This window comes from Pedobacter cryotolerans (assembly GCF_005116475.1).
In the GTDB taxonomy this organism is placed as follows: domain Bacteria; phylum Bacteroidota; class Bacteroidia; order Sphingobacteriales; family Sphingobacteriaceae; genus Pedobacter; species Pedobacter cryotolerans.
The window spans coordinates 226,725-235,774 of the sequence record NZ_SWBO01000006.1 but is presented as its reverse complement, the minus strand read 5'-3'; the positions used below and the strand labels follow the sequence as shown (position 1 = coordinate 235,774).

Below are 9,050 nucleotides of genomic sequence, written 5' to 3'. Positions count from 1 at the left end.
TGAACTGGTCGCCATCCCAAAGCCATAGAGCGGAACTGCTGTTTAAACTATATCCTGATTTGCACAGGGCCTATAAGATTTCACAGGAGCTATCCTCCATACTCAGCCACTCCAAGTCTAGAATGATTGCCTTTAAAAAACTGGCTTTATGGTACAACAAGATAGAAGAGGCAGGTTTTAAATCATTTAACACAATAGCAAGGACTATCCAAAATAACTACGAAACGATATTAAATTACTTTGATAATAAATCCACAAACGCATCAGCAGAATCTTTTAATGCTAAAATCAAAGCCTTCRGGTCTCAATTTAGAGGGGTTAGAAACGTAAAATTCTTCCTGTTCAGGCTATCAAAGATATATGGCTAAATCCTCCCCAACTTTTACGCTTGATCCGAATTAACTCTTATCGAGTGCTAGCGCACGCCTTTGGCGTGTGATTTTTTAATTTCTTTTGGTTTATATGATGCACATGCCACAAGCGTGCGCTAGCTAAGAGTTTTATTCTTCTCCAATTTTGATAACTACATGAATTGGATTTGATTATGATTAAGACTCAACTAACATCCCCATATTGTTCGTATAGCGAACGACCATGGTTGTAGTCTGGGTTAGTATCTATCAGCCGTGCTGTAATTGCTGTGTTATTGATAAACGACGATACTTTTTTTATCAATATTATTCCTCTAGATTAATTCGCTCTGATGATCTAAGGGCAGTCTTAAAAAGTTCAAAGTTATTTGGTTTTTGGTATTCAACGAAAATTTTAATAATAGGATTATTTTGTCCTCCTTGTGATCCTTTCAATCTGATCTCATTAGCCATAGCAATAGCCATAACTTCATCATATGTTTTATCATAAAAAGGATTAGAAATTGGCACCATTTCATTAATAATTTCTGGTATATTAAGTTTTATGTAGTCCTTATAAATTGTAATTATATTATTTGATTTTGAAACATTACCGATTCTACCACTCAAGCTTTCAATCCTATCCAAAATTATGCTCAGAGGATTCCCCTCGTCTAAATCTTTGAAAATATTTTGTTGGGTAGCAGCAGCGTAGACCGGATTGTCTGGCTTTTCATCTGCCAAAGCATTCTCCACAAATGAATAAAGTATTGGCTTTGCAGCTTCTGAACCAGCTAGTGTATCTTCATAGAAAATAGTTCGTTGATCTGTAATGTCAAAAGGTAATCTCGGAGTAATTGCCTCTTCTGCCATAATCACAACTGGCAGACGGGCAGAATGCCTTATCGCTAGTTCATACATAACGTTAGGGTTTAATCCAGTAAGGTTAGCGATGACTAGGTCAGATTCTAAAATTTTTTTTATCAACTGATTATTAATCGAACCAGATAGGGATATTTGATGAGCAGCAATAGCCTCGTAACCAAATTCTTTAAGTACAGGAGTTATTACGGCATTTATTAGTCCATTTGCTTTTTTATATATCTCAGAATTTAATTCTCCAATTGGGGTTATAATAAAGCATTCCTTTAGTTTAGGAAGGTTTTCTATATTGTCATCGTTTTTTTTAGTCATTTATTAAGTCGTTAATTTTTATAAATTGTAGTAATTGGTAAATAAGTAACATCTTCAATGATAATAACTATGGAAATTAAATATTTTAGAAGATTTTTAAAATGGCATTTGCAGTAAATTAGGCATACTACAAACTACAAATAGGATTTTAATTTATTGTACATTACACTGCCTTGCTCAATTAATTTACTACCTGAACCATTCTTATGAGCCAATGCATTTATTGTTCTACTAAATTCGTTGTAATCTTTTGTAGATAAAAAAATACTTGCAAATTCTAAAGGCGTCAAATGCAATAATTTACTAGATTGCTTAACCCACGTATCAGATGCTATATTTGCCAATTTGTGATTTTTTATGGTGTCATCGACCTCCCCTTTAACCTTTTGAAATTCATCTGGATTCTGGTTTTTCAAAATAGCTTCTGAATATATTTTCAATGATTCGGTAACTGAGTTTAGTTGTTCTAAACTATTGTTTAAAGTCGAGAGTTCAAGTTGTTGTTTGTTATTAACTATGAAATCTGCGAATAGATGTGCCCACTGTAATTTCAGCCAACTTGAGATATCTTCGAATTTAGAAAAACCTTGCACAAAGTTACCTTCCTTAAGAGAATAAATTTCATCCAAGAGATAAAATACATTTACGCTGCTAACATGTGCGTATTGAATAGTATCATTATTTCTGTTCTTTTTGAAAGTATCATATTCTGCTAATACTCCATTCTCAACAAAAAAATAAATTGGTAATTTCAGTTCAAGTGCTGTCAAAAATTCAGTTTTTGTAATGGAGTTGAACTTCTTATAATGATTTTCTTTTTCTTCAGGTTTGATATGGTCTGCAGTAGCAGGGCTGCCGTAATTTCCTCCAATGATCAATACCTGCATGTGTGCATTGTGGATTTCCTTATAGCATGAATCATCCAATGGCTTATCTGGTAAAAAGCCAATATCGCCGCTTTCGAAAAGCACCGGTTCATATCCCATACTCTTGATGAAAGCTTCCAAATTTGCACGTAGGTGCTTTAAATCGTAATAAGTAGAACTAACGAAAACCCTAAGTTTAGCCACAGTTTTTTGGTTTAAAACCAAATATAATAAATACTTGCAATTATTACCCCGGATTAATCAACCAGTTGTTTTATCATTGTACTCATTAAGCTCATAACGAAAATTAAGATCTTACATCACTTTAGTTACCAAGACAGAATTTTAGTGAAAATAAAACCCCATTTGTTGCTTTTTCCGAATAATAATCCATGCAATCAATTTTGTAGAAAAGAATTTATTTATCGCAAAAAATCATAAACTTATTGTTTATCAATAAATATTTATTTATAATTGCATCGTTGCATTAAAAATTAAAAACGATGGAAATTAAAATTTCGACCCAGCAGATCCTAAAAGTGCTTTATATTGTCGCTTGGATTATCTTTATCGGCTTATGTATAGAAGCAGGAGGGATCATCTTCAATACTTTTTTTGCGCTGTTTATTAACCCACAAAATGCCAGTACCATGTGGGGAATGGATTTAGGTGATTTGTATCAAAACGATAGCGGAAGGTTTTTGATGCTTACTGGTTATATGATTATTACTTCGCTAATGAAGGCTTTGATGTTTTACTTAATCGTGAAGATTTTGCACGATAAAAAACTGAATTTAGTGCAGCCCTTTAACACGGCAGTGGCATGTTTTATTGCACACGTTGCCTACTTGGCTATCGGAATTGGTATATTTTCCCTTTGGGGCATTAAATATGCAGATTGGTTGTTGCAGCAAGGCATAGTTTTACCAGAAACTAGGTATTTGGGTTTGGCGGGCGCCGATGTTTGGCTATTTATGGGCATTGTGTTATTGGTAATTGCACAAATTTTTAAACGAGGAATAGAAATACAAGACGAATACGAATTAACGGTATAAATTTATGGCGATTATAGTAAACCTAGATGTGATGATGGCAAAGCGAAAAATGTCGCTCAATGAACTTTCTGAAAAGGTAGAAATTACGTTGGCCAATTTATCTAATCTAAAAACGGGGAAGGCAAAAGCCATTAGATTTACCACACTCGATGCCATTTGCAAAGCTTTAGATTGCCAACCGGCAGATATTTTGGAGCATCGTTAGTAAAATTTAATTTTGTGATTTTTTATAAGTAATTATTTAAAATTATTTTTTATTCTTTGTCAGTCTGAGCTTGTCGAAGACCCTTTAATGCGCTTCGACAAGCTCAGCGTGACAATCTATAGAATTAAATTGATTTTTAACCTCATTCGATTAACGTTTAGGTTAAACGCAATGCCTGTAATTCCCTCTCCACTTGGAGAGGGATGTGCAGACAAAAGCAAGGTTTACTAACATTGATTGGGTGAGGCTTAATAAAATTTCAACTATAATTTATCGATTAGCTGTTAGTTTGACTTTAGAAGCCTTATTTAACTCAGAGGTTCTTCACTGCGTTCAGAATGACAAATGTCATTAATAAAAATCTTCAAAAAATTAATGCGATGCGCTATTCTCAAAGCCAAAAACAGTTAAACGGTATGGCGTAGCAGAAACCTTAATCTTTTTAATGATACTTAAATCGCTTAAGCTAATTTGCTGTATTTCGCCAGCTTTTGGCAAAACCACATACGCATAACGAGCAGTGCCAGCCAAGGTTGGCTTTTGTGTTTCGGGTTTAGCAGTTGCGTCTAAAACTTTAGCCTCTTTTTTAAGTGAACCTGTACTTAAATCGTAAACTTTAAGCGTTCCATCATGTAATAAAACCAATAGGTTTTTCTTTGCAAAATCAACTACACATTGCATAATATCTAAACTTTCAATTACTGGTGTTACGGTATTTGTATTGGTGTTAATTAAGTACGCACCTTTAGCTGCTGTGTAACCAATAAATTTACCATCGGCGCCGCCTTCTAAGATAGTACCAAACCAAGCCGTACCAAAACCTGCCGGGTGAGCAATTAAACGTTGTGAACCAGTTTGGTCTACCACTAAAATGCCGCTGCCAGAGCCAAATAACGAAACTTTACCATCGCTAGCATTACCATGTATGCCTGTAGTTTGTATGGTAGATGCAGTCACTTGTGCACCCGAAGCATTAATTAATTTCACTCTTTCTGGTAAAGTACCACTAACCGAACCATCTTTTACAGTAATGGCGTAATTACCATTGTCGAACTTAGTCATGGCGCCATGGTGAGCCACGTTGCCAGCATTTATGGTTTGCATTTTAGCGCCAGCCACATTAAAGTTTGCTTCGTTGGCTACGCTTAAAGTACCATCGCCATCGTTAAAAGTGATAATTTCGTTTCCTTTGGTTTTAAAGTGCGTAGGTCTGTTCGCATCACCAGTTAAGGCTGCCATTCTAGCATTGTTTTTTACATCAACATGGTCGCCATGAAACTCTAAGCCACTATCAAAGTTTTCTACAAAGTTAAATCCGCCATGAATCAAGCTGGCATATCTGCCAGATGCAGTAGTATAAAGTGCTGCTTTAGGGTGCTTGGCTGTAAACGATTCAACTTTTCCAGTCGCAGGATCAATTAAACTCAATTGATTGGTTATTTCATCGCTCACTAAAAGTCTTAAATGTTTATGCTCTGCAGCGGCGGTTTCAATTGGCTCTGGATCTACGGTTCTGTCTTTTTTACATCCGCCTAGCGCCAATAAAGCAACGGCTAATACAACTAGTAATTTTTGGTAATTTGTTTTCATTTTATTTTTAGGGTTTAATTTATTTTAATACTGATGCCTTTAATGGTTTGCCAACCTTCTTTATCGGTTAGCTTTATTAAAAAATGGTAATCGCCTGGGTCTATATCTGCTGGTACGGTAATTTCATTTGTGGCTTCAAAAGTTTTTTGCCCTGCCGGGATTTGAAAAGTATCGATGAGCACAAAAGGTTTAACAGGCGTTTTAACAACTACTGCCGAGCAGTCTGAAACTTCGGTGCTGTGCGAATGGTTATCAAAATTGTGGTGGATATCTATGCTGTAAGAACCTAACTCTGCATTGTCAGTAAATCTGGCTTTAAACGTAAATTTTTGTCCGCGACTAACCGTTGCACATTGCTGCGGGAAAGCATTGGCAATTGAAAGGTCGATTACCGGATATTCGGTATCAATGCTTTGTTCGTCTTTTTTACATCCGGCAGCAAAAATGCTCAATAAGCCAAAGGCGATTAATGTTTTGTGTAAATTTCTCATTGGTTTTATCATCATTTAAATCGTGTTATTTATTCATTTTTAAAGTTTATGGCTTGTCGAAGTGTTCTTCAAACTCGTTTTCTTTACCAGCTTGATCTACTACTTTTAATTGCACATGGTAATGTCCTTTTGGTACTTCGCTTACGTTAATGTGTTTGTGGAAATTGTAGCTAGTTGCACCAACCATCGCAGCATCGCTGTATAAAAACTCTTTTTCGTAAGTGCCACCATGTATTTCTACCACCACTCTGGCAATTTTATTTACTGCCGTGATGTTTGCTTCTACGTGTAAATCGTTGCCAGCGGTGTTTAAACCAACTTCAAGTCCACTTGCTTGTGGTAGGGTTTGATCGAATTTTAATTCTAAATCAGATTCTATTTTCGTCGACTGACCCTGTGCGTCTGTTAAGGTTAAAACCACACGGTACATGCCTAAAGCGGCATCAGTCGGAATGTCGAAATGCTCATGAAATTCAGCGTTTTTTAAACCAGCAAAACCATCGGTAAACTCTTGGTTAAACTTCCATCCATTAGCTGCAACAGGGTTGATTACTAATTTTACACTAGCAATATTTGAGGTTGCGATTAGTTTAGCCTCAATGTGTAAATCCGAACCAGGAAAAGCTACTTTGCTATTGTTTAAGCCGACTTCAATATCGCTAATGGTAGGCATTTCGAAGGTTTCGTCTTTTTTACAAGCTGTAAATAATGCAGCTACGGTAACGAATAGGAATAATAATTTTGAGAATTTCTGTAGCATAGGTTTTTTGTAAAGGGTTTGCATAATTGTTGTTTTTTAAGATGATTATATATTGTTAATTCTGGGTATGTGATAAATTAAAAGGTATTTTTAAGGATAAAATGATGTTTCTTCCAGCTTCTGGTAGTTCAATTAGGCGATAGAAACTGGTGTGATTCATATATTTGGTGTCTAACAAGTTTTGCGCTTGCAAACTGATCATCAACGGTTGTTTGTAGAGGTGAAGTTTGGTGCCCACCTGCAAATTAATGATGTAAAAACCATCTGTTTTACGCTCTGGTGGTACAATGTTATTTTGCGTGGCGGTAATGCGGTAATCGACAGAAAAATAGGTGTCTATTAATAGTTGATGATCTTTTGGCGTATAGGTTAAATTAAACAATACCGATGGAGGAGGGGAAAAGGGAAGTGTGAAACCCTTTTTGGATCCAGAAAGTTGCTCGGCATATAAATATTCACCCAGTACCTCGGTACTTAAAAATTTAGAGATTTGATAGTTGAACTGTAATTCGCCGCCATAACGCATTACTTCACTTTGTGCATACTCGAAAACCTGGTTGCCAGCACCGTAAAAATAATCGTAGTTGGCGGTTGGGTTTAGGTAGATGTAATTAGGGAAATAGTTGTAAAACGGGCTAAACTTAACCGACCAGTTTTTTTCTTTCCAGCCTATGGTGGCATCGGCCTGATAAGATTTTTCTGGAGAAAGCGTTGGATCGCCTTTTTCATAGCTGAAATAGTGATAATTTACACCATTTGCACCCAATTCTTTGGCAATGGGCATCCTAAAACTTTTACCGATATTGGCTTTAAAAATAAATTTTTCTGGGTTGTAGTTAATCCCAACCGACCAAACAAAGCTGTTAAAGTTTCTCGTTAAATCATCTGCTCTAACTAAATTTTGAGTGCTGCCATCGTTTAAGGTAGATGCGAACCAGTCGGTATATTTATTGAGTTTGATGCGGCCATAATCATAACGCAACGCACCATGTAAAATGGTTTTTTCGTTCAGTTGCAATTGATCGTACACAAATGCGCCACTGGTAAATTGCTTAAATCCGGGTACTAAAAAAGTCCAACCGTTAATGCTATTGTCTTGATATTCGACATTTCCACCAAAACTCAATTGATGTTTGCCTAATTCAAATTTATCTTTCAAGTTTACCGAGTAAACGTTTTTATCAAATTCGCGTTCGGTATCTCTCGGTATGCCGAAATTTTCTGGAAAAATAGCAGGCATGTAACCATGGTTTACATACTGACTAAACTCTTGTCTAAAATTGCGCTGATAGCCCAACTCTATTTCCACTTTGTGATTATTCAGTTGTAAATCACTTCGGTTAATTAACTTAAAGTGGTTAACTTGTTGTTTTGGCAATAAAATATCACGGTTGCTGCGATCGTGTAAGGCTAAATCGACATTTCTAGGTTCTAAACCGTGGGCGTTGGCAAAAAAACCGCTTTCGCTAAATACATTGTTTAGGTAAAAAATCGAGTTAAACTTTTCGCCCAAAATACCAGCGCTTAAGTGAATGCCGTTTTCGTTTCCGGCTGTGTTGCGTAAATAGTTTTTGTCCAACGGCACTTGGAAATTGTACACCGAAACACGGTCAGTTGGCACACGGTAATCGCCATAATTTTGATAGGTAAATCTGCTATCGAAAAAGTAGCGGTCGTTTCTACCAAACAGATTTACCGATGTGCCGTACAAATTATTGTTGGTTTTGCCAATCAAATCTACGTTTCCGCCTAAGCTATGTTTCGCAGGTGCTCTTGTTGGTTTTACGTTTATTGCACCCGCAATTGCATCAGAACCATACATAAACGATGCTGCACCTTTTAAAATTTCTACTTCTCCGGCAGCAAACTGATCTAACTCTAAGCCATGGTCGGCACCCCATTGCTGGCCCTCATGTTTTACGCCTTTATCTACCACCACCACACGGTTAAATCCCAAACCTCTAATTAATGGTTTCGATTGCCCCGAGCCAATGCCAATAGTTTTAATGCCTGGCAAACGTTCTAACGTTTTCATTAAACTTCCACCTAAATTACGTTGAATGAAATCGGCATTTACCACTTCAACATTAAGCGATTGCTCTTTTTGTAGGTTTTCAATTCTATTGTCTTTTATTAAAACTTCGTTTAAAAGATAGCTTGATGCAGCTAATTTGATGGTTAAAATTTGTTGGGCATTTTTTAACGTAAGCGTCCTTGTCTCCTTTAAAAAACCCTCTTTACTAATGTTGATGGTTAAGGTTTCTCCAATTTGGCCGTCATAAATAAATGTGCCATTAGTATTGCTATTCAATGTTTTTGCAGCAGGGCTGATGTTTATTGTAGCACCAAAAACTGCCGTGCCATTGCTGGTCAATACACGGCCATTCAATTGCGATTGTTGCGCAAAAACAAAAACTTGGCATAATAAAATAAAGCCGAGGATACTGAATTTCTTCATTATCATTTAGAAAATAGAATTGGTCAACAAATAGAAAATCTTAATTAGAATTTCGCTCAGTTGAGTAAATAAAATTGGATA

General features: G+C 36.2%; 9 protein-coding genes. 3 read left to right on the top strand and 6 right to left on the bottom strand.

Features of this window, described 5'->3' with window-relative positions:
• Positions 1 to 368 (top strand): transposase (locus tag FA045_RS12400; protein ID WP_136877394.1); only part of this gene is annotated, 368 nt, incomplete at its 5' end.
• A 309-nt stretch (positions 369 to 677) separates the two neighbouring features.
• On the opposite strand, the gene FA045_RS12395 is transcribed toward FA045_RS12400, so the two are convergent.
• Both FA045_RS12395 and FA045_RS12390 read right to left on the bottom strand, forming a co-directional pair.
• The gene (locus FA045_RS12395) at positions 678 to 1,544 is read right to left on the bottom strand and encodes a hypothetical protein (protein WP_136877393.1); all 867 of its coding nucleotides are present in this window, start codon (positions 1,542 to 1,544) and stop codon (positions 678 to 680) included.
• Between the two features lie 134 nt (positions 1,545 to 1,678).
• Positions 1,679 to 2,614 (bottom strand): DUF4062 domain-containing protein, encoded by a 936-nt coding sequence (locus FA045_RS12390; RefSeq protein ID WP_169305057.1) that lies wholly within the window; start codon positions 2,612 to 2,614, stop codon positions 1,679 to 1,681.
• Between the two features lie 299 nt (positions 2,615 to 2,913).
• Between FA045_RS12390 and FA045_RS12385 the strand changes: the two genes are divergently transcribed.
• The gene (locus FA045_RS12385; RefSeq protein WP_136877391.1) at positions 2,914 to 3,465 is read left to right on the top strand and encodes a DUF2975 domain-containing protein; all 552 of its coding nucleotides are present in this window, start codon (positions 2,914 to 2,916) and stop codon (positions 3,463 to 3,465) included.
• Between the two features lie 4 nt (positions 3,466 to 3,469).
• A complete protein-coding gene (locus FA045_RS12380; RefSeq protein ID WP_136877390.1) occupies positions 3,470 to 3,670 on the top strand; it encodes a helix-turn-helix domain-containing protein in 201 nt (66 codons plus the stop codon).
• 372 nt (positions 3,671 to 4,042) lie between these two features.
• Here the strand turns inward: FA045_RS12380 and FA045_RS12375 are convergent, their stop codons facing one another.
• The 4 genes from FA045_RS12375 to FA045_RS12360 are packed head-to-tail and all read right to left on the bottom strand — an operon-like array spanning position 4,043 to position 8,969.
• Positions 4,043 to 5,260, bottom strand: a complete 1,218-nt coding sequence (locus FA045_RS12375) for a YncE family protein (protein ID WP_136877389.1) — start codon at positions 5,258 to 5,260, stop codon at positions 4,043 to 4,045.
• 14 nt (positions 5,261 to 5,274) lie between these two features.
• Positions 5,275 to 5,751 carry a DUF4625 domain-containing protein gene (locus tag FA045_RS12370; RefSeq protein ID WP_136877388.1) on the bottom strand — a complete coding sequence of 159 codons (477 nt, stop codon included), beginning with the start codon at positions 5,749 to 5,751 and terminating at the stop codon, positions 5,275 to 5,277.
• A gap of 46 nt (positions 5,752 to 5,797) precedes the next feature.
• On the bottom strand, positions 5,798 to 6,535 hold the full coding sequence (locus FA045_RS12365; RefSeq protein ID WP_136877387.1) for a DUF4625 domain-containing protein: 738 nt from the start codon (positions 6,533 to 6,535) through the stop codon (positions 5,798 to 5,800).
• 31 nt (positions 6,536 to 6,566) lie between these two features.
• On the bottom strand, positions 6,567 to 8,969 hold the full coding sequence (locus FA045_RS12360; RefSeq protein WP_136877386.1) for a TonB-dependent receptor: 2,403 nt from the start codon (positions 8,967 to 8,969) through the stop codon (positions 6,567 to 6,569).
• Positions 8,970 to 9,050: the final 81 nt, after the last annotated feature.

Bases quoted from the DNA above. Each gene is read 5' to 3' on its own strand.
- FA045_RS12395 (WP_136877393.1), bottom strand. From the start codon at position 1,544: ATGACTAAAAAAAACGATGACAATATAGAAAACCTTCCTAAACTAAAG.
- FA045_RS12385 (WP_136877391.1), top strand. From the start codon at position 2,914: ATGGAAATTAAAATTTCGACCCAGCAGATCCTAAAAGTGCTTTATATT.
- FA045_RS12375 (WP_136877389.1), bottom strand. From the start codon at position 5,260: ATGAAAACAAATTACCAAAAATTACTAGTTGTATTAGCCGTTGCTTTA.
- FA045_RS12380 (WP_136877390.1), top strand. From the start codon at position 3,470: ATGGCGATTATAGTAAACCTAGATGTGATGATGGCAAAGCGAAAAATG.
- FA045_RS12365 (WP_136877387.1), bottom strand. From the start codon at position 6,535: ATGCAAACCCTTTACAAAAAACCTATGCTACAGAAATTCTCAAAATTA.
- FA045_RS12370 (WP_136877388.1), bottom strand. From the start codon at position 5,751: ATGAGAAATTTACACAAAACATTAATCGCCTTTGGCTTATTGAGCATT.
- FA045_RS12360 (WP_136877386.1), bottom strand. From the start codon at position 8,969: ATGAAGAAATTCAGTATCCTCGGCTTTATTTTATTATGCCAAGTTTTT.